This window comes from Pseudomonas sp. MF6776 (assembly GCF_016613125.1).
Lineage (GTDB): Bacteria > Pseudomonadota > Gammaproteobacteria > Pseudomonadales > Pseudomonadaceae > Aquipseudomonas > Aquipseudomonas iridis.
The window spans coordinates 96,803-118,399 of the sequence record NZ_JAENSQ010000003.1 but is presented as its reverse complement, the minus strand read 5'-3'; the positions used below and the strand labels follow the sequence as shown (position 1 = coordinate 118,399).

The window sequence follows — 21,597 nt, the reverse complement described above, 5'->3', positions numbered from 1 at the left end:
TCACGCACCTCCGAAGCAGATCAAGCGGTCGGCGTCTTGCACCGCGTCATGCAACTGACCGAGGCCGGACAATTCCCAAGGTGTGCTGACGGATACGGCATCTCGCTGATAGCGCTGGGCCTCTTCGCCATTCAGCACCCCGCGGCGCAGGGCTGCGGCGATGCACACCACGCCATCGAGTTGTCGCTCGCTGATGAATGCACGCCATTGTTTGGGCAGGTCCAGTTCGTCCTGCGGCGTGACCACCGCGTCGGAGGCGTTGTAGACGCCGTCCTGGTAGAAAAACAGCCGGACAATCTCATGCCCGCCGGCCAATGCAGCCTGCGCAAACAGCAGGGCTCGGCGCGAGGAGGGCGCATGGGCGGCGGAAAACAGCGCAATGGCGAACTTCATGACGGACTCGATCAGCAAAACTGCGGGCATGATAAAGCTTTATCGGGGTATCCGCGAAATCCAGGTTATGCATATAACCCTGTGGGAGCGAGCTTGCTCGCGAAAGCGTCTTGTCAGGCGCCGAGATGTTGAATGTGAAGGACCCTTCGCGAGCAAGCTCGCTCCCACAGGGATAGGTGTCAGGCATCAGTCAACGGGGCATGTAGCCTAATTGCCAGCGTCGGGGAATTGTCAGGGATAGCAACCCCACCACTGCCGCCAGCAAACCGCTGACGAACATCGCCCTGAGTCCCAAATGGTGTTCCAGTACCGCCCCAAGAATCGCGCCGATAAACATCCCGCTCCACGGCACCAACTGCACCCGCCAACCGCCGCGGCGTTCGCCGAGCATCCAGCGGCCCAGTCCTCGTCCGAATCGCGACAGCGCGCCGGTCACGTAGGTCAGCCCGACTGGAAGGCCGTTCACCTCCTCGACCGCGGCGTTAAGCATGCCCATCGCGATGATTGCCGCCAGCAGCGCCGGCAGTTGTGCATCAATTGGTAACGCTGCCGCCATGCAGAGCAGGGTGGCGATGCACAGCAGCAAGGGTAGCGTGCGCCGCCCGCCAAGCCGTGCGACCACCACGCCCAGGGCATTACCGATGACAAACGTGGCCACCAGGATGACCAGGCGTAACGTCAGCCCCATGTCGCCATCACTGATCGCCACGGCCAAGCGTGTGGTATTGCCGCTCATGAACGAGACGAAATCGCCGCTGGCCATAAAGCCGATTGCATCCGTCATCCCGGCCAGCACCGACAGGCTGGCGACCAGCGCGAGACCCACACGACCGCGCCATTTCTGCTTGTGCAGATGGCCGGGACTGGCACGGTGGGTCGAGGTTGAGGGCAGCATCGGTGCGGATATCCTTGAGCAATGATTACGGTTCTATGCCATACAGATCGCAGTATTCCAGCCACTCCATCCCGGCCATTTCCGCGACTTCGCGATGCACTTCCAGACGTTGCGCCTGATACTCTTCAGGCGTTTCGGCCGTCAGTTGCAAGGTCAGTTCCCAGGCAAACAAGCCTCGACTTTCCGCCTCGGCCTCAAACGCCTCATGCAAGCGTTCCTCGCGATACTGCGCCTGGGTTTCACCTTTGGCCTGGGCCAGCAATGGATTGAGATGGTCGAGGGTTTCGCGCAAGTCGGGGTGCGCGTCGAGAAACAGTTTCAGAGCGTATTCATGTCGCTGGTCGGTAGGCGCCATGTGTTTTCCTTGTGAGGCTGATGACCTTAGGTTGCCGCAGCTGCCCGCGCGTGTCGCGCTATAAATGCAGTAAAGCAGAACGATTCCCGCTGCTGCGGTGATACAGTCCGCTTTTTTGTGAATGAGCGAATGCAATGCGAATTCTGATGGTGGCGCTGGCCGCAACGATGCTGGCCGGTTGCGCGGGTTCGGTGATGGACAATGCCCGCACCCAAACCCCAAACAAGGTTCTGACCTCGAACAAACCCGAAAAAATCGTGGCCCAGTGCGTGCAGTTCGCCTGGCAGGACGAAGCCGTGTTCGGCGTCGATGCCGGGGCTTATCTGCAGCCGGGCAAGAAGGGCGGTTCGACGGTGTACACACGTTCGGCGGAGTCGTTTGTCGATGTGAGTACGGATGCCTCCGGTACGGTGTTGAATTACTTCGCGCAGAAGGATGATTTTGTCGCCACGCGACGGTTGGCGGCGTTGGCGACTTGTCTTTAAGGTCAGTCAGTTGCCCTATGCGGTGACGTCAATGGCTCCATCGCGGGCAGGCCCGCTCCCACAGGCTTTGTGAGCGACACATTCACTGTGGCAGCGAGCTTGCCCGCGATGGGGCCAGTCGACTCAACCCATCAAGCGCTTCTGGAAATAATGCCGTCTATGCCCCGGCGGATAGTCAACGATCTCCCCGAACTGGCTGAACCCAAGTTTCTTGTAGAACTCCGGCGCCTGAAAACTGAAAGTGTCCAGCCAGATGCCCAGGCAGTTCTTTTCCTTCGCCATCGATTCGGCCATGGTCATCAGCTCCGAGCCGACTCCCTGCCCCCGACCCTGCTCCGGGACTGACAGCAATTCAATGTACATCCACTGAAAAATCACCCGACCATACAATCCGCCGAGAATCGCGTCGTGCTCATCGCGCACCATCAGGGCGAAGGGCTCCGATTTCGAGCCACCTGTCTGGGCGTCGTTGTAGGCGATCAAGGGTTGGAGAATGGCCTGACGTTGTTCTTCCGTAGGGTTGTGCGACAACTCGATGCGCAAGTTCATGCAGGACTTCCTTGTGGTGTGAGCCCCCAGCCTATCCTGCGCGAGGGGTGTCTTCCAAGTCCCTGTTCAACCCCGTGGAACCGTCGCTCCCGCGTTGCGGTCTAGCTTTGACAGCGTCATTTCAGAACGCGGTTGATGAGGACCCCCCATGAATATTTTCGAAGCCCTTCGTGAAAGCCATGATCGCCAGCGCAGCTACGCCGAAAACCTGATCAAAACCAGTGGCGATACCCCTGAAAGAGCAGAGGCCTACAAGCAGCTCAAGGCCGAGTTGCAAGCCCACGAAACTGCCGAGGAACGCCACTTCTATATCCCGCTGATGGCGTTCGACAACGGTGTTGACCTTAGCCGGCACGCCATCGCCGAGCACCATGAAATGGACGAAATGATGGAAGAGCTGGACGAGACCGAGATGTCCAGCCCGGCATGGCTGGCGACCGCTAAAAAGCTTTCGGACAAGGTCCATCACCACCTCAAGGAAGAGGAGCAGAAGTTCTTCCAGATGGCCGGCAAGTTACTCAGCGAAAAGCAGAAAGAACAGTTGGCCGGGGAATACGAAAAGGAGTTCAACGCTCAGTTAGGCTGAGTTGAGCATGGCGACTTTTGCCGCGTCGGCGTGTAGTCCTTTTGCCATAAGCGAGGTGGGCTTTTTCTTAGGGTGCTGTATATCCATACAGTATTTGCTGGTGTTTTGAGCGCGGCTGACGATGAGTGCGACAAAACCGCCGATGGACAAAAAAATCACCTCCGTTAGCTTGAAGGCCTCTCCTCGGGAAGGAGAGTTCTTTAATCAACGGAGTGAAAAACATGAATCAAGCAAACCCTGAAACCCCACTGCGACATGGTCGTGTCACCTCTCCAGCAAGCCGTGGCTCGGTCGTCATTGATCTAGGGCTGCTGGGCGACTGGCAGGTCAATGAAATGGAAGGCGGCAAGAACTTTCCGGCGCTGGTTGCCGGACCGTTTCCGCCACCCTACGAAACCGACACCGCCAGTGTCGCCCCGCCCGCAGACGGCTACATTCTCAGCGGCGGCAAGACTGATGCGCGTGATTGCGTGAACTTCACCCAGGAGGAAATGAGCAAGAAACTCAATCGTCCATTCACGTGGCCGCTGCTCAATGTCACCCCGGGTCAGATCCTCGAGATCAAATGGGCATACACCGCGCCGCACACCACTCGTGGCTATCGCTGGCTGATCACCAAGGACGGCTGGGACCCGAAGCAACGCATCACCCGCGCGCAACTCGAAGCACAACCGTTCTTTGAGGACTTCTACACTCAGGTGCCTTACTACAGTCATTCGGCAGAGCTCAAAGCCAAGGTCAACCACTCGGTGAAACTGCCGGCGAGCAAGAAAGGCCATCACGTCATCGTACTGATGTGGATCGTTGCCAACACCGGTAACGCCTTCTATCAGGCGTTCGACGTCGATTTCAAATAACGGCGCAGTGTCGTCAAATTCACAGGTTCTGAAGGATTAGAACATGTCAGATATCGATTTCTCATTGATGCAAAACGCAGCGAGTGATGCGGCTTCGCTGATGCCGGGCATTGCCGGCAAAAAAATCCTCATGGGCTTTTGGCACAACTGGCCAGCGGGCCTGAGCGACGGTTATCGGCAAGGCCGGTTTGCCAGCATCGCTCTGGAGGATGTACCCAGGGAATACAACGTGGTCGCGGTGGCCTTCATGAAGGGCAGCGGTATTCCGACCTTCAAGCCGTTCAACGTCTCCGATGCCGAGTTCCGCCGTCAGGTCGGCGTGCTTAACAGTGAGGGGCGGGCGGTGCTGATTTCTCTCGGTGGCGCCGATGCACACATCGAACTGCATAGCGGTCAGGAGCAACCGCTGGCCAATGAAATTATCCGCTTGGTGGAAACTTATGGCTTTGACGGGCTGGACATCGATCTTGAACAGAGCGCGATTGATTTCGCCGCCAACAAGACCGTCCTGCCGGCCGCGCTCAAACTGGTCAAGGATCACTACGCAGGCCAGGGCAAGCATTTCATCATCAGCATGGCCCCTGAGTTTCCGTACCTGACCACCAACGGCAAGTACGTCGGCTATTTGCAGGCACTGGAAGGCTACTACGACTTCATCGCACCGCAGTTTTACAACCAGGGCGGCGACGGGGTCTGGGTGCCGGAGGCCAATAGCGGTGCCGGCGCGTGGATCGCGCAGAACAACGATGTGCTGAAAGAGGACTTCCTCTATTACCTGACTGAAAGTCTGGTGACGGGCACTCGAGGTTTTACCAGGATTGCCGCGGATAAATTCGTCATCGGTCTACCGGCCAACGTCGATGCCGCCGCCACCGGTTACGTTATCGACAAGACCGTGGTGGGCAATGTGCTCAAGCGGCTGGCAATCAAGGGGCATCCTATCAAGGGGTTGATGACCTGGTCGGTGAACTGGGACAACGGCACCAATAAGGATCGCGTGCCGTATGACTGGGAGTTCTGTCAGCGTTACGGGCCGTTGATTCACGGCGCCCGATTGACCGGGCAGGAGATCGAAGAGACGGTTGCGTATTCCGCTCTTTAGCTGCAAATAAACAAGCCCGGTAGCGCTGCCGGGCTTTTTTTGTTGGCGCGATTATTCGACCATGGCAGCCTTACGATGGAAAGGATCAGACGTCATGACCGACACAGCCGAGCGGGTCAACATTGTCGACACTCAGGTGTTGTCCCACGATTGGTATCTGCTGAAGAAAATCACCTTCGACTACCAACGCAATAATGGTGAGTGGCAGCGTCAGACGCGCGAGGTGTATGACCGCGGTAATGGCGCTGCCATTTTGCTGTTCAACCGACAGAAGCGCTCTGTGGTGCTGACCCGGCAGTTCCGCTTGCCGGTGTTCGTCAACGGCCATGACGGTCTGCTGATCGAAGTGGCGGCAGGCTTGCTGGAGGGGGCCGCACCGGAACAGCGGATTCGCGATGAGGCCGAGGAAGAAACCGGCTATCGCGTACATGACGTGAAGAAGGTATTCGAGGCCTACATGAGCCCCGGTTCGGTGACCGAGAAACTGCACTTCTTTATTGCCGAGTACGACTCGGCATCGAAGGTCAGCGACGGTGGCGGTCTGGAAGAAGAAACCGAAGAGCTCGAAGTGCTGGAGTGGTCATTCGATGAAGCGCTGGCAGCCTTCCATCGAGGTGAGATCTGCGATGCCAAGACCATCATGCTGCTGCAATACGCGGCGATGAATAACCTGTTCAACCTGTAAAGCAACGGCCGCAGCCTTCGGTGTTCCCTGTAGGAGCTGCCGCAGGCTGCGATCTTTTGATCTTTCTGCGCGTACTAAAATAAATCTCCCGTTTGACCCGCTCCCGACCAATCACCACCCTCGAGCCTCAACAACCGCTCCTTCGCCTCAAGCCCCCCGGCAAACCCGGTCAATTTCCCGGACGCGCCAATCACTCGGTGACACGGCGCAACAATCGAAATCGGGTTGCGCCCATTCGCTGCGCCCACTGCCCGTACGGCGGTGGGTTTGCCGATCTGTTGGGCAATCTGGCTATAGGTGCGGGTCTCTCCGAACGGAATGGTCAGCAACGCCGCCCAGACCTGTTTCTGAAAATCCGTGCCGACAAAATCCAGCTCCAGCTCGAAGCAATTGCGTGTCCCGGCAAAATACTCTTCCAGTTGCCGAGCGGTTTTCAGCAGGGCCGGATTGTCCGGTGCTTCAGTCATCGGTCCAAGACGCACGCGGTTCGGTCGGTCGTTTTCCCAGAGGATGGCCGCCAGTCGCGAGCCGTTCGCGACCAGCTTCAGCTCGCCAACCAGCGAGGGCAGGGTGATGAAGGTAAACGACATGCGAGCAAACTCCGATTCGGTGCGGCGACAGCGCCCAGCATACTGGTTGAACAGGGAGGCACAAAACGCAAACCCGACCATACTGCTTCTTGCTCTTGACGCGTTCCCCTCTGTTTTGCACAGACCCTGAAAACAAAAAAGAGATCGACTCATGAAGTACGAACCTTTGGCCAAATCGCTGATAGCGACCACGCTGGCACTCAGCTGTCTCATGGCTCACGCCGCCTCGGTGGCACCGGTTGCCGCGGAAAACGGCATGGTGGTCACCGCGCAACATCTGGCCACGCATGTCGGTGTCGACGTGTTGAAAAGCGGTGGTAACGCCGTGGATGCGGCGGTCGCGGTAGGTTATGCGCTGGCGGTGGTCTATCCCGCTGCGGGCAACCTCGGTGGCGGCGGTTTCATGACCATTCAATTGGCGGACGGACGCAAGACCTTCCTCGACTTCCGCGAAAAAGCGCCGCTGGCGGCGACCGCCGATATGTACCTCGACAAGGAAGGCAACGTCATCCCTGAACTGAGTACACGCGGCCATTTGGCCGTCGGCGTGCCGGGCACTGTGTCTGGTATGGAGCTGGCGCTGAGCAAGTACGGTACCAAGCAGCGCAAGGAAATGATTGCCCCCGCAATCAAACTGGCTGAAGACGGTTTTGAGCTGGAGCAAGGCGACGTCGAGTTGCTGGAGTACGCCACCGACGTGTTCAAGAAGGACATGCGCGATTCCGGCTCGATCTTCCTCAGCAACGGCGAGCCGATGCAGGTCGGCCAGAAACTGGTGCAGAAAGACCTCGGCAAAACCCTGCGAACCATTTCCGAAAAGGGCGCTGACGGCTTCTATAAAGGCTGGGTGGCCGACGCCATCGTGACCTCCAGCCAGGCGAACAAGGGCATCATCACCCAGGCCGACCTCGACAAATACAAGACCCGCGAACTGGCCCCGGTGGAGTGCGATTACCGTGGCTATCACGTGGTCTCGGCGCCGCCGCCAAGCTCTGGTGGCGTGGTGATCTGCCAGATCATGAATATTCTCGAAGGTTATCCGATGAAGGACCTGGGCTTCCATTCGGCCCAGGGTATGCACTATCAGATCGAAGCGATGCGTCACGCGTATGTTGATCGCAACAGCTATCTGGGCGATCCGGATTTCGTCAAGAACCCGATCGAGCACCTGCTGGACAAGAACTACGCAACCAAACTGCGTGATGCCATCCAGCCGCAAAAGGCCGGTGTCTCCGCTGAACTGAAACCCGGCACAGCACCCCATGAGGGCAGCAACACCACTCACTATTCGATCGTCGACAAGTGGGGCAACGCGGTCTCGGTCACCTACACGCTCAACGACTGGTTCGGTGCCGGTGTGATGGCGAGCAAGACCGGGGTGATCCTCAATGACGAGATGGACGACTTCACCTCGAAAGTCGGCGTGCCGAACATGTACGGCCTGGTGCAGGGCGAAGCCAATGCCATCGCTCCGGGCAAGGCGCCGCTGTCATCGATGAGCCCGACCATCGTCACCAAGGATGGCAAAGTGGTCATGGTGGTCGGGACGCCGGGCGGCAGCCGCATCATCACCGCGACTTTGCTGACCATGCTCAACGTCATCGACTACGGCATGGGCTTGCAGGAGGCGGTCGATGCGCCGCGTTTCCATCAGCAATGGATGCCGGAAGAAACCAACCTCGAAGACTTCGCCGCCAGCCCCGACACGAAGAAGATTCTCGAGAGCTGGGGCCACAAGTTCGCCGGGCCGCAGGACGCCAACCATATCGCCGCGATTCTGGTTGGCGCACCGTCGCTGGGCGGTAAACCGGTCGGCAAAAACCGCTTCTACGGCGCCAATGATCCACGGCGCAATACAGGGTTGTCATTGGGTTACTGAGAGGCGTAAAAAGGGGGCGGACTCACGTCCGCCCCTGTCTCAAGGACTGATCAAGGAAGGCTCATCATGACCACCGCATTACTGATCATCGACGTCCAGCGCGCTCTGTGCTCGGGCGAATACCAATGCCACGACATCCACCGCGTGATCGACACCATCAACAACCTCAGCAACCGCGCGCGCAAGGCTGGGGTGCCGGTTGTGTTGATTCAGCATGAAGAAAAGGACAGTCCACTGGCCCACGGTGCCGAAGGCTGGCAATTGGCGGAAGGGCTTGAGACGGCCCCGAAAGATCTGCGCGTTCGCAAAACCACCCGGGATTCGTTTTACCAGACCGATCTGCGCAAACTGCTGCCGAGCGAAGATTTCGAGCGTTTGGTGATCTGCGGTCTGCAAACCGATTACTGCGTCAATGCCACCGTGCGCCAGGCCCATCAATTGGGTTACGACGTGGTGCTGGCGGCCGACGCCCATTCCACCGTCGACAACGGCAACATGAGCGCCGAAGACATTATTGGCGAGCACAACAAGGATCTGGCGCACCTGACCGGGTCGGTGGCGCGGATCGATGTAAAACCCGCCGCACAAATCCATTTCCAGCCGTAATCAATGTGGGAGCTGGCTTGCCAGCGATGACAGAGTGTCAGCAAATAAATCAGTGTGCTGACGCCGCTCAGCCCTTCAGTTGGGACGCAACCTGGCCTCAGCTTCACGCCCATCAACGGCGTGCTGGAGATCTCGCAAGTCGGGGCCGGTGTCTATTGCAGTGCCTGGAATGAACGCATGAAAAACCACCATGATCGCCCCGTGGATTTTATGCCCTGACCCCAACGGCCTGAGCGGCAGCATCCAGCCTCTTCGATTTGCGGCACTGCTGAGCGGAATATTTTTCACGAATTGCCCATTTCAGTCTTTCCTCCGACGAGCACTCTCTCTAGAATCCGCCCGGCTTCCGTGATGGAGGCGCATTGCCATCATCTGGCACTGTTCACAAAGGGACGGACATCATGCAATTCGGGAAAATTCTGGCGCTGGGCCTGGTGCTTACGCTGGGCGGTTGTGCCAGTTTCACCAAAGACGAAGTGGCGCCGGTGACAATGCCGTCGATGGCCAACTACGCCAACAAGCCAAACGTTTATGTCGATTTCGACTTTTACATGGGCGAGCCAAAAAGCGCTTCTGCCGTAGAAGTGCCGCAGGGGCGCGATCAACTCAAGCCGCAACTGCAGAAAATCCTCACCGATTCAGGCTTGTTTGGCCGTGTCACCCTGGACGAATTCCAGAAGCAGCCGGGCGACTACAATCTGCGCCTGAAGGTCTACAACCATCCGCCTAATGCAGGCTCGATGGTGCTGGCGTTCATCAGCGGTTTCAGCATGATGGTGATCCCGGCTTACGGCACCGATCAGTACACCATGAGCCTGGAGGCCGTGGATGGACAAGGTCAGGCACTGACGACCGCGAGCAATCACGATGCGGTCGGCACCTGGATTGGCATCTGGTTTATCCCGCTGATGGGCAACACGACGAATAAGGCGGTGACCGATACGTTCACTCGTCAGGTCAACGCGCTGCTCAAGCAAGTGGTCGAGAGCAACAGCCTGAAGTACTCGGCACTTGAAACCCGCATCCCGCGGGCCTGAAGCCAAAAAAAGAGCCGCAATTGCGGCTCTTTTTTTTAACGGTTACTTCAGCGCCTGGATGAACTGCGGATCGCTATACAGTTCCTTCAGCAAGTCACGCAACATTGGGTTGTAAGCATTAACCGCGTTCGGGATCGCAATGAAACCGAAGAAGCTGCTGGCCCACTGGCTGCTGACAGTCTTGGTCGCGTCGTACACCACGTCGTTGCCGTTGAGCAGGGTGAAGCGCGCAGCAAGATCACCATCGCCACTCCCCATGCCGGCGGTCATCTGGTTCTTCACCACCAGCACTTTCAACTGACGCTGGGCCTGCGGATCGAGCAGGCCGGCCTTGCGCAGTTCTTCGGTGATCGCGTCCTGGATGTGCGCCGGGATGCTGCCGGACGGCGAGCGGATCGGGTTGGCGCGTACCATCAGCGAGCCTTCACCGGTTTCGGCAGTGACTTGAGGATTGCTGATCGCGTGCAACGGCGGGGTTTGCTTGAGCTTCTGGACGTTTTCATAGCTCGGCTCGTAACGCAGCATGGTCATGCCACAGCCTTGCAGTAACAGCGCCAACATCGGGATCAACAACAGCGACTTCTTCACGGCAGTTCCTTGCGTGGAAATATGAGGGCGCGAATTATGGGCAGAGTGCCATCATTGAGCAACCGGTTCGTGAGAGCGGCTGAAACACCGTTCGTGCCTTCGTATCAGCCTCGCGCCATAAGCAATTTCTCGATCTGCGCCAATTCCCAGGTACTGAGCAGACTCACCGGATCGGTGCCGAAGCGCTGCCAGCTATCGAGCGCACCTTCATCGCCATCGCAGTTGCGGGCGTATTCACAGTGATGCAACCGTTCGCCTTCAAAATCCAGCACAAGGCGCCAGCCGTCGATATCCACCGTGACCAGTCCGGCCTCGGTGCGTGCCTCGCAGCTGAACGTCAGTACGCCCAGCGCAGCCTCGCGCAGTCGCTGGCAAACCTCACGGGCGCTCAGAAATGCAGACATGTTTGGACTCGATGCGTACAGGAGCGCGCCAGCATAAGGCGTGAGTTGCAATGTGTCAGCGTATTGCTGGATCGATGTCGGACAATTCCGTAATATCCGCAACCCTCTTTATTCGCTGCACTCTTTTCAGCAACTCCGCGGCCGTGCACGGCGGCCGCTCAGTCAGGTATGCCATGAAACCGATACGTCTGCGCGCCGATGTCCTGGCCGGACTCACCACCTCGTTTGCCCTGTTGCCCGAATGCATTGCGTTCGCGCTGGTGGCCCACCTCAATCCGCTGATGGGCCTTTATGGCGCTTTCATCATTTGTACGCTGACGGCATTGTTCGGCGGTCGCCCGGGGATGGTCTCCGGTGCGGCGGGGTCGATGGCGGTGGTGATTGTGGCGCTGGTGGTGCAGCACGGCGTGCAATATCTACTGGCGACCGTGTTGCTGGGCGGGTTGATCATGATGGTGTTCGGGCTGCTACGCCTGGGCAAACTGGTGCGCATGGTGCCGCATCCGGTGATGCTCGGCTTCGTCAACGGCCTGGCGATCATCATTGCGATGGCGCAACTGGAGCATTTCAAAAACGGTGAAGACTGGCTCAGCGGTACGCCGCTGTACCTGATGACCGGGCTGGTGGCGCTGACCATGGCCATCGTCTACATCCTGCCGCGCCTGACCCGCGCAGTGCCGCCGGCGCTGGTGGCGATTCTCGGCGTGGGCCTGCTGGTTTATCTGTTCGGCCTGCCGACCCGCACTCTCGGCGACATGGCGCACATTGCCGGTGGCTTGCCGACCTTCGCCTTGCCGGACATCCCGTGGAATATGCAAACCCTGGGCATCATCGCGCCGTACGCGATTCTGATGGCGCTGGTCGGTTTGCTGGAAACCCTGCTGACGCTGAACCTTACCGACGAAATCACCGAAACCCGTGGTTACCCGGATCGCGAGTGCGTGGCGCTCGGCGCGGCGAACATGGTCTCCGGCGCGTTTGGCGGCATGGGCGGTTGCGCGATGATTGGCCAGACCGTGATCAACCTCAGCTCCGGTGGTCGCGGGCGTTTGTCGGGCATCGTCGCGGGCGTGTTGATTCTGCTGTTTATCCTGTTTCTGTCGCCCCTGATCGAGCGTATTCCGCTGGCGGCACTGGTCGGCGTGATGTTTGTGGTGTCGCAGCAGACCTTCGCCTGGGCGTCGTTACGGGTGGTGAACAAAGTGCCGCTCAACGATGTGTTGGTGATCATCGCCGTGACCACTATCACCGTGTTCACCGATCTGGCCACGGCCGTGCTGTGCGGCATCATCATCGCTGCGCTGAATTTTGCCTGGCAGCAGGCTCGTGAGTTGTATGCCGATGAGCATCTGGAAGCTGACGGCAGCAAACTTTATCGACTGCACGGCACACTGTTCTTCGCCTCGACCACGCCGTTCCTCAACCGCTTTGATCCGGCCAATGACCCGGCGCGGGTTACGCTCGATTGTCAGCATTTGAGTTTTGTCGATTACTCGGCCATCGCCGCGCTGAAAACCCTGCGCGAGCGTTACGCCAAGGCGGGTAAGCATTTGCAGGTGTTTCATTTGTCGGAGCGCTGTAAGAAGTTGCTTAAGCGCGCTGGTGTTGATCACGATTAACGGTGCATATCCATTACTGCGGTAACGGCTTTTTGCGGTTCCGCCCTTACGGCGGGTCACTTTTTCCAGACGCCGGAGTGCCGGCCCAGCGAAAAAATAACCAAAAAGGCTTTGCCCTGACGTCCGGCCCGACGGGCCTTCGAGATCAAGAGCTGCACTCGAGCTAACGCTCATTGTGTTGAGTGGTGAAGAGCGACTCGGGTCGGTGTGTTGCTTTGATTTGCTTTTCATCGACTCAAACTCGCGGCCCAGCCGCGATACCTTGTGGGAGCTGGCTTGCCAGCGATGAGGCCGGCACAGTCAATATTGATGTTGATTGACCCACCGCCATCGCTGGCAAGCCAGCTCTCACAGGGTTTTCGTGTGTGGCCAGGTTTAGATCGTCGGGAAATCGATATCGGTCAGCGCCACGTTGTTCAGGTAGTTGGTCAGCGTTTGCACGGCGACCAGTGCGATCACTTCAATGATTTTCACGTCGTCGATACCGGCAGCGCGGGCGGCGGCGATTTGTTCGTCGCTCAAGTGGCCGCGGCTTTGCGTGAGTTGATGGGCGAGGGCGGCGTAGGCGTTGAGTTCGCCTTCACGTGCCGCGACGATGTCCTGCGCCGACAGTCCGGCCTTGCCGGCAAACAGGGTGTGCGCCGCCAGGCAATAATCGCAACCGTTGACCTGTGACGTGGCGAGGTAGACGGCTTCTTTCTCCTTGGCGCTCAATGAGGTTTTACCGAGGATGGCCGAGGCTTGTACGTAGGTCTCAAGCGCTACGGGCGCCTTGGCCAGGGTGGTGAAAAGATTGGGCAGGAAGCCGATTTTCTTTTTCACGCCTTCCAGTACCGGGCGGGTGGTGTCGGTGGCGGATTCGAGGCTGATGGCGTTGATGCGGCTCATGGTGATTCTCCGAAGATCCTGTGCGAAGTGCACCGGCGATGGAGGTGATGTTAATCAGCGCTATTGGTGCTTTGGCGTCAAATCGTCGAGGATATGCGGCAGATCGTCCAGATATTCGCTCGGGAGTTGCCCATGGATCGCCTTTCCACGTTGCTCAGCCATTTCGCTGTGCATGCCGGTACGTTTCACAGCGGCGACTTTTGCGGCGTCAGTGTTCATGAGGGTGAGCCGAGTGGGCACGTGCATCTGTTGCAGGCGGGTGAGTTGCTGCTCAAGCCTGGCAATGAACGCGAGATCCGCCTCGATCAGCCGTCGCTGATTTTCTTCCCTCGACCCTTCGCCCATCGCATGATTGCCGACGCGTCCATGGAGACCAGACTGGTCTGCGCAACGCTGACGTTTGACGGCGGTTCGGGTAATGCATTGGCGGCGGCGCTGCCGGATTATCTGGTGCTCGAACTCACCGATATTCCAGAGTTGAGCAGCACCCTGGAGTGGCTGTTCAAGGAAGCCTTCGAAGGTCATTGCGGACGTGTGGCGGTGATGGATCGGTTGTTCGAGTTGTTGGTGATCCTGCTGTTGCGCCACCTCATCAGTAATCGTGATCAAGCCCCCGGGATGATGGCCGGGCTGGCCGATCCGCGCCTGTCCCGCGCCTTGAACCTGATGCATGAACAGCCCGAAAAGCCCTGGAGCGTGGCCGATCTGGCGACGGCTGCCAACCTGTCTCGCGCAGGATTTGCCGAGCAGTTTCACCGTGTTGTCGGGCAGACACCGGGCGATTATCTGCTGAGCTGGCGGGTCAGTCTGGCGCAGAAACGTCTGCGCGAAGGACGGCCGATTGCGTTGATCGCCGAAGAGGTCGGCTACGAAAGTCCTTCGGCGCTGGCTCGCGCTTTTCGCCGCAAGACCGGGCTCAGTCCTCGGGAGTGGAAGGCTGGGATTTGAGGGTTATTTGGCGAATTTCTTCGCCCCGGCGACACACAAAATCACTCCCAATGTCACCGCAAGCATGCCGATGCTGACCTGTTCATGCAGCAACGTCGCCGCCAGCGCCAGGCCGAAAAACGGTTGCAGCAGCTGCAATTGCCCGACCGCCGCGATGCCGCCCTGCGCCAGTCCGCGATACCAGAACACGAATCCGATCAACATGCTGAACAGCGACACATAGGCCAGACACAGCCACGCCGACAGGCTGATGTTGCTGAACGAGGCGGGCGCCAGCCACAGACTCAGCAACGCCATCAGCGGCAGGGACAAAACCAGCGCCCAGCAGATCACCTGCCAGCCCCCAAGGGCGCGCGAAAGCTTGGCGCCTTCAGCGTAACCGAGGCCGCAGACCAGAATCGCTGCGAGCATCAACAAGTCGCCGGTGGGCGAAGCAGTCAGTCCCTGGGACAGCGCGAATCCAACCACCAGAGCGCTGCCCAGAATCGAGAAGAACCAAAACACCGGTCGCGGACGCTCACCACCGCGCAGCACGCCGAAAATCGCCGTGGCCAATGGCAGCAATCCTACGAAAACAATCGAATGCGCTGACGTCACGTGCTGCAACGCCAACGCGGTCAGCAGCGGAAAACCCAGCACCACGCCCATCGCGACAATGAACAGCGAGAGCCACTGACTGCGCGCCGGACGCCGCTCGCGAAACAACCACAACAATCCCAACGCCAATACCCCGGCGATGGCCGCGCGCACCACGGTAAGAAACACCGGGTCGAATTCCAGCACCGCTAGGCGCGTGGCCGGCAGCGAGCCGCTGAAGATCACCACGCCGATAAAACCGTTGATCCAGCCGCTGGTTTTTTCCAGTGCCGGGTTACCCAGGTTCGAAGTCCGTTCCATACGAGGTCGCGCTCAAAGGTGGGGTTGCGTGGGTTTAATCCTAGGGGCGAGAATCAGGACAATCAAAAAATTGTCATGGATACATCTCCACATGCCACGTTCTCGCTACAAGACCCTCGTTGATACCTATGCGGCAGATATCCGCTCGGGCCGTCTCGCGCCGGGCACGCGACTGCCGACCCACCGGCAACTGGCCGTGAGCGAAGGGCTGGCGCTGGTCACGGCCTCGCGGGTGTACGCCGAGCTGGAGGCGATGGGCTTGGTAAGTGGCGAAACCGGTCGCGGCACCTTTGTGCGGGAAACCTCGTTGTCGGCGGGACAGGGCATTGATCAAAAGGATGTCGCGGTCGGCATGATCGACCTCAATTTCAACTACCCGTCATTGCCCGGTCAGGCTGAGCTGTTACGCACGGCGTTACGCCAATTGGCGCTGTCCGGTGACCTCGAAGCGCTGCTGCGTTATCAACCACACGCCGGCCGCCAGCACGAGCGCGCCTCGGTTGCGCGGCATCTGCTGAGTCGCGGGGTGAGCGTTGAGGCCGGGCAAGTGCTGATCGTCAACGGCGCCCAGCAAGGGCTGGCAGTGACGCTGATGGCACTGCTCAAACCGGGCGATGTGATTGCGGCAGATGCGCTGACTTATTCCGGGTTCAAGGTGCTGGCCGAAGCGCTGCATCTGGAAGTGGTGGCGATTCCGATCGGTGACCACGGGCCGGATCTGGCGGCGCTGGATAAACTCTGTCGCAGCCGCTCGGTGCGCGCCGTGTACAGCATGCCGACCCTGCACAATCCGCTGGGCTGGGTGATGCCGACTGAGCAACGCGAGCAGCTGATATCGATTGCCCGTCAGCATGATCTGACGATCATTGAAGACGCGGCATACGCCTTTCTGGTGGAAAACCCACCGCCAGCGCTGGTCGACATGGCGCCCGAGCGCACGGTTTATGTGTCGGGACTTTCCAAGAATATCGCCACCGGTTTGCGCGTCGGTTTCATCGCTGCGCCGGAGGCCAAGGTGCCGGCGCTGGAGCGAATCATCCGCGCCACCACCTGGAACACTCCCGGCGTGATGACCGCCATTGCTTGCGCCTGGCTCGACGACGGCACTGTCACCTTGCTTGAAGAACAAAAGCGCAGCGACGCCAAGGCTCGTCAGGCACTGGCCGCCGAGTTGCTCAAAGGGTTGCCCTATTTCGCACATCCATCCTCGTATTTCTTGTGGTTGCCGCTGCCGGAAGATGTGCGCGCCGATCGGATTGTCATGGAATTGATGCACGAACAGATTTCGGTCACCAGCGCCGAGCCGTTTTCGGTGGCGACGCATACACCGCATGCGATTCGGTTGGCATTGGGTTCGGTGGATATGAACGTGTTGCGCCAAGCGTTGATCACCGTCAGAAACGTCGTCGGCGCTTATCTGTAGAACCGTTGGCGAGGAAACAAGCTCCCTGGCCACAAAATGTTAGCCTTGGCGCATTCGCATCAAATCGCTTTGGATCGCCTGATGAAAAACACCGCTTCACTGTCCCTCGCCCTGATACTCACCGCTGGCCTGCTCGGCACAACCGCCCACGCAGCAGGCGATCCCGAGGCCGGCGCAAAAATCTTCCCGCGCCTGTGCGGCGGCTGCCATCAAGTCGGCGAATCCGCCCGCTCGGGTTTCGGTCCGGAACTCAACGGCATCATCGGCCGCCCGGCCGGGACGTCGGCGAACTATGTGTATTCCGATGCGATGAAAAACTCAGGCGTGACCTGGGACCACGAAACGCTGAAGGCTTACCTGAAAGATCCGAAAGGCGTGGTGCCGGGTACTCGGATGATTTTCTGGGGACTGAGTGATGAGGAGAAGCTTGAGAATTTGCTGGCGTACCTGCAAACATTTCCGCGATAACGCCAGCTTCTAAAGTGGTATTGAGGCAGTGGCCTGCCAGGCGAATCATTGCATGATCAATTGTTCGCCAGAGCAATACGTCACCGATCCCGAGACATTGCGCAAGGCATTTACCCATGTGTCTGACTGGGTCATGAACAAACTGGTCGATGATCTGAAACAGTAGCCAGCGCCGACTTTCAAGGGTTGCCTGGGCTGCTGAAGGCTTGTCGCAATGTGCTTCAACGCCTACATCGATTCAGTCGTCAGGTGTTGTGTCAGCAAGGGCAGCAGTTGTTCGCAAGCCCCCTCAATCTTCAAATCCAGCAAATCATCCGCCCGTGTCTTGCCCATATTGATTGCAATCAACGGCTTGCCGCGATCTGCGATCACCCGGCACAGGCGAAACGCCGAATAGGCCATCAACGAAGACCCCACCACCAGCATTCCCGCCGCCGTCTGCGCTGCATCCATGGCCCGAGCGGCGGTAGGTTGCGCGACGTTTTCGCCGAAAAAAACCACGTCCGGCTTCATCCGCTCGCCCGCGCAAAACGGGCAGTGTGGCACCTGAAAGCGTGCTTCGAATGCCGGGTCAAGCAGCGTGTCACCGTCTGGCGCCTGCACTGCATCGACGCCGGCCAGATACGGATTCTGCTGTTCCATCAGTTGCTGAATCGAATCGCGATCGCTGCGCTGGCCACAATCCAGACACAGCACGCGGTGCAGGCTGCCGTGCAGTTCGATCACATCATGACTGCCGGCCTGATCGTGCAAAGTATCGACGTTCTGCGTGATCAAGCCGCTGATCCTGCCATGCCGCTGCAAACTGGCCAACGCCTCATGCGCTGCATTCGGTTGCGCTTGACGCACCCGAGGCCAGCCCAGCATCGCCCGCGCCCAGTAGCGGCGGCGTGACTCGGGGGCGGCGAGGAACTCCTGATACATCATCGGTTGCCGGCCACGTCGCACGCCGTCGCTGTCGCGGTAGTCGGGGATGCCCGAGGGGGTGCTGATGCCGGCGCCGGTGAGCACCAGGAAGTCGCCATCAATCATCGCCTGTTGCAGCGTGTCGAGGTGTTCGCGGATCGGGCTGTCGAGCATGGCTGGCATTCCATTAGCGATGAGTGCCATGCAGGTTAGCACTGACCTCCGTGATGAGGGAGAGAGCTCCCTCGCCACAGATTCGCGGTTATTTGCGAGCCTCCAAAATCAGGTTGAACGGCGTCTGCGTGGCGCGCCGGAACTGCTTGAATCCGGCTTCGGTAAACACTTTGCGCAGGCGTTTTTCACCGGCCTGCGCACCGAGGCCCAGGCCGACTTCCTGGGACAGCGAGTTCGGCGTGCAAATGAACGTCGATGCTGCGTAGAAAAGCCGTCCCACCGGGTTGATGTTGTCATCCAGCGCATCGTTGGCGAAGGGCTCGACCAGCAACACCGTGCCGTCGTCCTTGAGCGAGTCGTAGGCATGACGCGCGGCGCCCACCGGGTCGCCCATATCGTGCAGGCAATCGAAATAGCAGATCAGGTCATAGTCATTGCCGGGGTAGTTTTTCGCTGAGCCCTGAAGGAACGTCGCCCGACTGCTGACCCCGCCTTCTTCGGCGCGCTGGTTGGCGACGGTGATCGACGGTGCGTGGAAGTCGTAGCCGACAAAACGCGAGTTGGGATACGCCTGGGCCATCAACACGGTCGAGGCGCCGTGGCCGCAGCCGATGTCGGCGACTTTCGCGCCTTTCTCGAGTTTGGCCACGACACCTTCCAGCGCCGGCAACCATTCGGCGATCAGGTGGCCTTTGTAGCCAGGGCGGAAAAACCGTTCGGTACCACTGAACATGCACGGATGGTGATCGCCCCAGGGCAGGGCGCCGTTGCCGCGCATGGCTTTGACCAGTTTGTCCTTGTCGTGGAAAAACGACGCCACCACCCCCAGACCGCCGGCGACGTAAACCGGCGAGTCCTCGACGGCCAGCGCCATGGCCTGTTCTTCTGGCAGGCGAAACTGCCCGTCGCGGTGCTCCATGTAGCCGGAGGCGGCGTGAGCGCTGAGCCATTCGCGCACCAGGCGCGGGTTACAGGTGGTTTTTGCTGCGAGGGCTTCGGGGCTGATCGGCTGACTGTCGGCCATCGCCCGGTACAGCCCGAGTTCTTCGCCGACGATGACATTGGCCAGCATTGCCGCGCCGCCCATGTCGTTGACCAATTTGCCCATGAATTCGTTGAGTCGAGCCTCGTCCATCATGTGTGCTCCTGAAACAGGATCACCGTCCGGCGCCGTTGAGCGTCGAGGCATGCGCCACCGGGCGGTGGTCATGGAAACAGGCAGGGCACGGCAAAAGTCCTGCGGCCCCCTCGACTGGGTCATGAATGAGTCTAGCCCGGATTCTTTGATCGACGCGGAGCAAATGTGGGAGCGAGCCTGCTCGCGAAGGCATTGTGTCAGCCGCTGCATTCATTAACGGACACACCGCTATCGCAAGCAGGCTCACGCTTACAGGAAAGCTGTATGGATTGAGGAGCGGTGATCACCGCTAATCCCTGTGGGAGCTGGCTTGCCAGCGATGAGGTCGGCACAGTCGATCATGATGTTGGCTGTGCTGACGCCATCGCTGGCAAGTCAGCTCTCACAGGTTTTTTCAGCGAGTTCAAAGGGTGTGTATCGCTGTGTATCGCTGTCGCGGAGGGATACATGGGGCAGCAAATATCGGGTGGGTTGAACACAGCGTCGATACAGCCACCGGTTGAACTGCGTGGGTCAACCACCGAGGTGAGCCACCATGCAAACCCCTCATGTATCAAGGCAACCCAGCGTAGGGCTGGGCCTGCGCCGTGGGCTGTTGAAAGATCTGCAAGCCGCCCCCGCCGGCGATTTCGACTTTCTGGAAGTCGCCCCGGAAAACTGGATCGGCGTTGGCGGTGCCCACGGCGCGGCGTTACGCGAACTGGCCGAGCGTTATCCGTTGTCCTGTCACGGTTTGTCGTTGTCGCTCGGCGGCCCGGCGCCGCTCGACAGCGGTTTTCTGCAGGAAGTGCGGGGTTTTCTCGATCATCACCGCGTTGAACATTACAGCGAACACCTGAGTTACTGCAGCGACGACGGCCATCTCTACGATCTGTTGCCCTTGCCGTTCACTGAGGAAGCGGTGCACTACGTCGCCGCGCGTATCCGCCAATCCCAGGACATTCTCGGTCGCCGCCTTGCCGTAGAAAACGTCTCCTACTATGCCGCCCCGCGTCAGGACATGGACGAAGTGACCTTCACCAACGCGGTATTGCGCGAGGCTGATTGCGACTTGCTGCTGGACGTCAACAATGTCTACGTCAATGCCATCAACCACGGTTTTGATCCGCGGGATTTTCTGGCCCGGATCGAGCCGGGCAGGGTGGTCGGGATGCACGTGGCCGGGCATTTCGATGAGTCCGACAGTCTCAAGATCGACACCCATGGCGCCTCAGTGAAACCGCAGGTGTGGTCGTTGCTGGCCGAAGCCTACGCACGGTTCGGCGCGCAGCCGACGCTGCTGGAGCGTGATTTCAATTTCCCGGCATTTGCCGAACTGGTCGCCGAGCTACAGACCATTCGCCGTCTGCAAGGCGAAGGAGTTCAGCGTGGATAACCTTGAGCAGCAACAACGGGCGCTGACGCGTTATCTGCGTGATCCCGACAGCCACGTACCTCCTGCTGAAATGAACACCACGCGGGTCAATGTGTACCGCGATCTGCTGTTCAACAATCTTTCGCAATTGTTGAGTGGCACCTTTCCTGTACTGATCCGGATCATCGGCGATCAACGCTGGCACACGCTGATTCGCGGTTTTTTGCGCGATTACCGTGCGCAAACGCCGAAGTTTTCCGAGATTGCCGAGACGTTCCTCGACTATCTCGCCACGCAGCCTGCGGTGTTGAGCGAGGAGGATTGGCCCGCGTTTTTGCTGGAGCTGGCGCATTACGAATGGGTAGAGATGGTCTTGCAGCAATCCGATGCTGATCCCTTGCCTGCTACGGATAAAGGCTTGTTGCTGGAGCGGCCATTGCGGATCTCGGCGCTGGCCTGGCCTTTGGCTTACACGTGGCCGGTGCAGCGCCTTGGCCCGGATTATCAGCCTTCAACCGCCCCGGCGCATCCGACGCTGTTACTGGTACGGCGGGAGGCGGATTTCAGCGTGAAGTTTTCGCAGTTGAGCCCGTTGGCCTGGCGGTTGCTGCAGCGGATCGGCGAGTTGCCGTCATTGACCGGGCGGGAGCAGTTACAGGGCTTGGCACAGGAGGCTGGGCAATTCGCAGACGAGTCGTTCATGGCCAGTGGATTGGCGTTGTTGCAGCAAATGCACGAAGACCGGGTAATCGGTATTACTTGAGCACATCA

At 59.1% G+C, this 21,597-nt stretch carries 25 protein-coding genes and 1 pseudogene; 14 read left to right on the top strand and 12 right to left on the bottom strand.

What is annotated here, in order from left to right; genetic code table 11:
• The 3 genes from tusD to JJD74_RS04365 form a co-directional block, all read right to left on the bottom strand.
• A complete protein-coding gene (tusD, locus tag JJD74_RS04375) occupies window positions 1-393 on the bottom strand; it encodes a sulfurtransferase complex subunit TusD (RefSeq protein ID WP_200611721.1) in 393 nt (130 codons plus the stop codon).
• A gap of 190 nt (window positions 394-583) precedes the next feature.
• Complete coding sequence (locus JJD74_RS04370) at window positions 584-1,288, bottom strand: YoaK family protein (protein WP_042559839.1); 705 nt, start codon at window positions 1,286-1,288, stop codon at window positions 584-586.
• A gap of 25 nt (window positions 1,289-1,313) precedes the next feature.
• Window positions 1,314-1,643 carry a DUF6388 family protein gene (locus JJD74_RS04365; protein ID WP_200611718.1) on the bottom strand — a complete coding sequence of 110 codons (330 nt, stop codon included), beginning with the start codon at window positions 1,641-1,643 and terminating at the stop codon, window positions 1,314-1,316.
• 134 nt (window positions 1,644-1,777) lie between these two features.
• Here JJD74_RS04365 and JJD74_RS04360 point away from each other — a divergent pair, with 134 nt between their 5' ends.
• Window positions 1,778-2,128 (top strand): hypothetical protein, encoded by a 351-nt coding sequence (locus JJD74_RS04360; protein ID WP_200611716.1) that lies wholly within the window; start codon window positions 1,778-1,780, stop codon window positions 2,126-2,128.
• Window positions 2,129-2,251: 123 nt separating this feature from the next.
• On the opposite strand, the gene JJD74_RS04355 is transcribed toward JJD74_RS04360, so the two are convergent.
• Window positions 2,252-2,677 (bottom strand): GNAT family N-acetyltransferase, encoded by a 426-nt coding sequence (locus tag JJD74_RS04355; RefSeq protein ID WP_115147403.1) that lies wholly within the window; start codon window positions 2,675-2,677, stop codon window positions 2,252-2,254.
• A 148-nt stretch (window positions 2,678-2,825) separates the two neighbouring features.
• Between JJD74_RS04355 and JJD74_RS04350 the strand changes: the two genes are divergently transcribed.
• The gene (locus JJD74_RS04350) at window positions 2,826-3,263 is read left to right on the top strand and encodes a hemerythrin domain-containing protein (RefSeq protein WP_042559835.1); all 438 of its coding nucleotides are present in this window, start codon (window positions 2,826-2,828) and stop codon (window positions 3,261-3,263) included.
• On the opposite strand, the gene JJD74_RS04345 is transcribed toward JJD74_RS04350, so the two are convergent.
• A complete protein-coding gene (locus JJD74_RS04345; protein WP_200611714.1) occupies window positions 3,255-3,413 on the bottom strand; it encodes a hypothetical protein in 159 nt (52 codons plus the stop codon). The two genes, JJD74_RS04350 and JJD74_RS04345, sit on opposite strands and share 9 nt — an antisense overlap.
• A 71-nt stretch (window positions 3,414-3,484) precedes the next feature.
• On the opposite strand from JJD74_RS04345, the gene JJD74_RS04340 reads away from it, so the two are divergent.
• From JJD74_RS04340 to JJD74_RS04330, 3 genes and pseudogenes are all read left to right on the top strand, one after another.
• A complete protein-coding gene (locus JJD74_RS04340; protein ID WP_042559834.1) occupies window positions 3,485-4,120 on the top strand; it encodes a lytic polysaccharide monooxygenase auxiliary activity family 9 protein in 636 nt (211 codons plus the stop codon).
• A gap of 43 nt (window positions 4,121-4,163) precedes the next feature.
• Window positions 4,164-5,165, top strand: a pseudogene (locus tag JJD74_RS04335) (chitinase); the annotation flags it as partial.
• A gap of 151 nt (window positions 5,166-5,316) precedes the next feature.
• Window positions 5,317-5,907, top strand: a complete 591-nt coding sequence (locus tag JJD74_RS04330; RefSeq protein WP_047301891.1) for an NUDIX domain-containing protein — start codon at window positions 5,317-5,319, stop codon at window positions 5,905-5,907.
• Between the two features lie 74 nt (window positions 5,908-5,981).
• Here the strand turns inward: JJD74_RS04330 and JJD74_RS04325 are convergent, their stop codons facing one another.
• Window positions 5,982-6,497, bottom strand: a complete 516-nt coding sequence (locus tag JJD74_RS04325) for a methylated-DNA--[protein]-cysteine S-methyltransferase (protein WP_200612056.1) — start codon at window positions 6,495-6,497, stop codon at window positions 5,982-5,984.
• Window positions 6,498-6,648: 151 nt separating this feature from the next.
• Between JJD74_RS04325 and ggt the strand changes: the two genes are divergently transcribed.
• From ggt to JJD74_RS04310, 3 genes are all read left to right on the top strand, one after another.
• Entirely contained in the window at window positions 6,649-8,376 is a 1,728-nt protein-coding gene (gene ggt, locus JJD74_RS04320; protein WP_042559831.1) for a gamma-glutamyltransferase, read from the top strand.
• 66 nt (window positions 8,377-8,442) lie between these two features.
• On the top strand, window positions 8,443-8,982 hold the full coding sequence (locus JJD74_RS04315) for a cysteine hydrolase family protein (RefSeq protein WP_042559830.1): 540 nt from the start codon (window positions 8,443-8,445) through the stop codon (window positions 8,980-8,982).
• A 401-nt stretch (window positions 8,983-9,383) separates the two neighbouring features.
• Window positions 9,384-10,019: a hypothetical protein gene (locus JJD74_RS04310; protein ID WP_042559829.1), complete on the top strand. Its 636-nt coding sequence runs from the start codon at window positions 9,384-9,386 to the stop codon at window positions 10,017-10,019.
• A 42-nt stretch (window positions 10,020-10,061) separates the two neighbouring features.
• Here the strand turns inward: JJD74_RS04310 and JJD74_RS04305 are convergent, their stop codons facing one another.
• Both JJD74_RS04305 and JJD74_RS04300 read right to left on the bottom strand, forming a co-directional pair.
• Window positions 10,062-10,607, bottom strand: coding sequence for a hypothetical protein (locus JJD74_RS04305; RefSeq protein WP_200611697.1), 546 nt, complete (start codon window positions 10,605-10,607; stop codon window positions 10,062-10,064).
• A 104-nt stretch (window positions 10,608-10,711) separates the two neighbouring features.
• A complete protein-coding gene (locus tag JJD74_RS04300) occupies window positions 10,712-11,011 on the bottom strand; it encodes a DUF7693 family protein (RefSeq protein WP_200611694.1) in 300 nt (99 codons plus the stop codon).
• Between the two features lie 173 nt (window positions 11,012-11,184).
• On the opposite strand from JJD74_RS04300, the gene JJD74_RS04295 reads away from it, so the two are divergent.
• Window positions 11,185-12,630: a SulP family inorganic anion transporter gene (locus tag JJD74_RS04295; protein WP_115147401.1), complete on the top strand. Its 1,446-nt coding sequence runs from the start codon at window positions 11,185-11,187 to the stop codon at window positions 12,628-12,630.
• A 375-nt stretch (window positions 12,631-13,005) separates the two neighbouring features.
• On the opposite strand, the gene JJD74_RS04290 is transcribed toward JJD74_RS04295, so the two are convergent.
• On the bottom strand, window positions 13,006-13,518 hold the full coding sequence (locus JJD74_RS04290; protein WP_200611691.1) for a carboxymuconolactone decarboxylase family protein: 513 nt from the start codon (window positions 13,516-13,518) through the stop codon (window positions 13,006-13,008).
• 132 nt (window positions 13,519-13,650) lie between these two features.
• Here JJD74_RS04290 and JJD74_RS04285 point away from each other — a divergent pair, with 132 nt between their 5' ends.
• Window positions 13,651-14,466, top strand: a complete 816-nt coding sequence (locus JJD74_RS04285; protein WP_042559824.1) for an AraC family transcriptional regulator — start codon at window positions 13,651-13,653, stop codon at window positions 14,464-14,466.
• 3 nt (window positions 14,467-14,469) lie between these two features.
• Here the strand turns inward: JJD74_RS04285 and JJD74_RS04280 are convergent, their stop codons facing one another.
• On the bottom strand, window positions 14,470-15,363 hold the full coding sequence (locus tag JJD74_RS04280) for a DMT family transporter (protein WP_200611688.1): 894 nt from the start codon (window positions 15,361-15,363) through the stop codon (window positions 14,470-14,472).
• 91 nt (window positions 15,364-15,454) lie between these two features.
• Here JJD74_RS04280 and JJD74_RS04275 point away from each other — a divergent pair, with 91 nt between their 5' ends.
• Entirely contained in the window at window positions 15,455-16,786 is a 1,332-nt protein-coding gene (locus tag JJD74_RS04275) for an aminotransferase-like domain-containing protein (RefSeq protein WP_200611685.1), read from the top strand.
• Window positions 16,787-16,867: 81 nt separating this feature from the next.
• Window positions 16,868-17,254, top strand: coding sequence for a c-type cytochrome (locus JJD74_RS04270; RefSeq protein WP_042562127.1), 387 nt, complete (start codon window positions 16,868-16,870; stop codon window positions 17,252-17,254).
• Window positions 17,255-17,482: 228 nt separating this feature from the next.
• Here JJD74_RS04270 and JJD74_RS04265 read toward each other — a convergent pair whose 3' ends face one another.
• Both JJD74_RS04265 and JJD74_RS04260 read right to left on the bottom strand, forming a co-directional pair.
• Window positions 17,483-18,334, bottom strand: coding sequence for an NAD-dependent protein deacetylase (locus JJD74_RS04265; protein WP_200611682.1), 852 nt, complete (start codon window positions 18,332-18,334; stop codon window positions 17,483-17,485).
• Between the two features lie 88 nt (window positions 18,335-18,422).
• Window positions 18,423-19,469, bottom strand: coding sequence for a class I SAM-dependent methyltransferase (locus JJD74_RS04260; protein ID WP_042562126.1), 1,047 nt, complete (start codon window positions 19,467-19,469; stop codon window positions 18,423-18,425).
• 538 nt (window positions 19,470-20,007) lie between these two features.
• Here JJD74_RS04260 and JJD74_RS04255 point away from each other — a divergent pair.
• Window positions 20,008-20,847, top strand: a complete 840-nt coding sequence (locus JJD74_RS04255) for an HvfB family MNIO-type RiPP peptide maturase (RefSeq protein ID WP_200611679.1) — start codon at window positions 20,008-20,010, stop codon at window positions 20,845-20,847.
• Window positions 20,840-21,589, top strand: coding sequence for an HvfC family RiPP maturation protein (locus JJD74_RS04250; protein ID WP_200611677.1), 750 nt, complete (start codon window positions 20,840-20,842; stop codon window positions 21,587-21,589). Before JJD74_RS04255 ends, JJD74_RS04250 begins: the two co-directional genes overlap by 8 nt.
• The last annotated feature ends 8 nt before the right edge of the window (window positions 21,590-21,597 follow it).

Bases quoted from the DNA above. Each gene is read 5' to 3' on its own strand.
- JJD74_RS04260 (WP_042562126.1), bottom strand. From the start codon at position 19,469: ATGGACGAGGCTCGACTCAACGAATTCATGGGCAAATTGGTCAACGAC.
- JJD74_RS04255 (WP_200611679.1), top strand. From the start codon at position 20,008: ATGCAAACCCCTCATGTATCAAGGCAACCCAGCGTAGGGCTGGGCCTG.
- JJD74_RS04340 (WP_042559834.1), top strand. From the start codon at position 3,485: ATGAATCAAGCAAACCCTGAAACCCCACTGCGACATGGTCGTGTCACC.
- JJD74_RS04310 (WP_042559829.1), top strand. From the start codon at position 9,384: ATGCAATTCGGGAAAATTCTGGCGCTGGGCCTGGTGCTTACGCTGGGC.
- JJD74_RS04365 (WP_200611718.1), bottom strand. From the start codon at position 1,643: ATGGCGCCTACCGACCAGCGACATGAATACGCTCTGAAACTGTTTCTC.
- JJD74_RS04265 (WP_200611682.1), bottom strand. From the start codon at position 18,334: ATGCTCGACAGCCCGATCCGCGAACACCTCGACACGCTGCAACAGGCG.
- JJD74_RS04350 (WP_042559835.1), top strand. From the start codon at position 2,826: ATGAATATTTTCGAAGCCCTTCGTGAAAGCCATGATCGCCAGCGCAGC.
- JJD74_RS04280 (WP_200611688.1), bottom strand. From the start codon at position 15,363: ATGGAACGGACTTCGAACCTGGGTAACCCGGCACTGGAAAAAACCAGC.
- JJD74_RS04355 (WP_115147403.1), bottom strand. From the start codon at position 2,677: ATGAACTTGCGCATCGAGTTGTCGCACAACCCTACGGAAGAACAACGT.
- JJD74_RS04270 (WP_042562127.1), top strand. From the start codon at position 16,868: ATGAAAAACACCGCTTCACTGTCCCTCGCCCTGATACTCACCGCTGGC.
- JJD74_RS04290 (WP_200611691.1), bottom strand. From the start codon at position 13,518: ATGAGCCGCATCAACGCCATCAGCCTCGAATCCGCCACCGACACCACC.
- JJD74_RS04275 (WP_200611685.1), top strand. From the start codon at position 15,455: ATGCCACGTTCTCGCTACAAGACCCTCGTTGATACCTATGCGGCAGAT.
- JJD74_RS04295 (WP_115147401.1), top strand. From the start codon at position 11,185: ATGAAACCGATACGTCTGCGCGCCGATGTCCTGGCCGGACTCACCACC.
- JJD74_RS04360 (WP_200611716.1), top strand. From the start codon at position 1,778: ATGCGAATTCTGATGGTGGCGCTGGCCGCAACGATGCTGGCCGGTTGC.
- JJD74_RS04285 (WP_042559824.1), top strand. From the start codon at position 13,651: ATGGATCGCCTTTCCACGTTGCTCAGCCATTTCGCTGTGCATGCCGGT.
- JJD74_RS04370 (WP_042559839.1), bottom strand. From the start codon at position 1,288: ATGCTGCCCTCAACCTCGACCCACCGTGCCAGTCCCGGCCATCTGCAC.
- ggt (WP_042559831.1), top strand. From the start codon at position 6,649: ATGAAGTACGAACCTTTGGCCAAATCGCTGATAGCGACCACGCTGGCA.
- tusD (WP_200611721.1), bottom strand. From the start codon at position 393: ATGAAGTTCGCCATTGCGCTGTTTTCCGCCGCCCATGCGCCCTCCTCG.
- JJD74_RS04300 (WP_200611694.1), bottom strand. From the start codon at position 11,011: ATGTCTGCATTTCTGAGCGCCCGTGAGGTTTGCCAGCGACTGCGCGAG.
- JJD74_RS04315 (WP_042559830.1), top strand. From the start codon at position 8,443: ATGACCACCGCATTACTGATCATCGACGTCCAGCGCGCTCTGTGCTCG.
- JJD74_RS04325 (WP_200612056.1), bottom strand. From the start codon at position 6,497: ATGTCGTTTACCTTCATCACCCTGCCCTCGCTGGTTGGCGAGCTGAAG.
- JJD74_RS04330 (WP_047301891.1), top strand. From the start codon at position 5,317: ATGACCGACACAGCCGAGCGGGTCAACATTGTCGACACTCAGGTGTTG.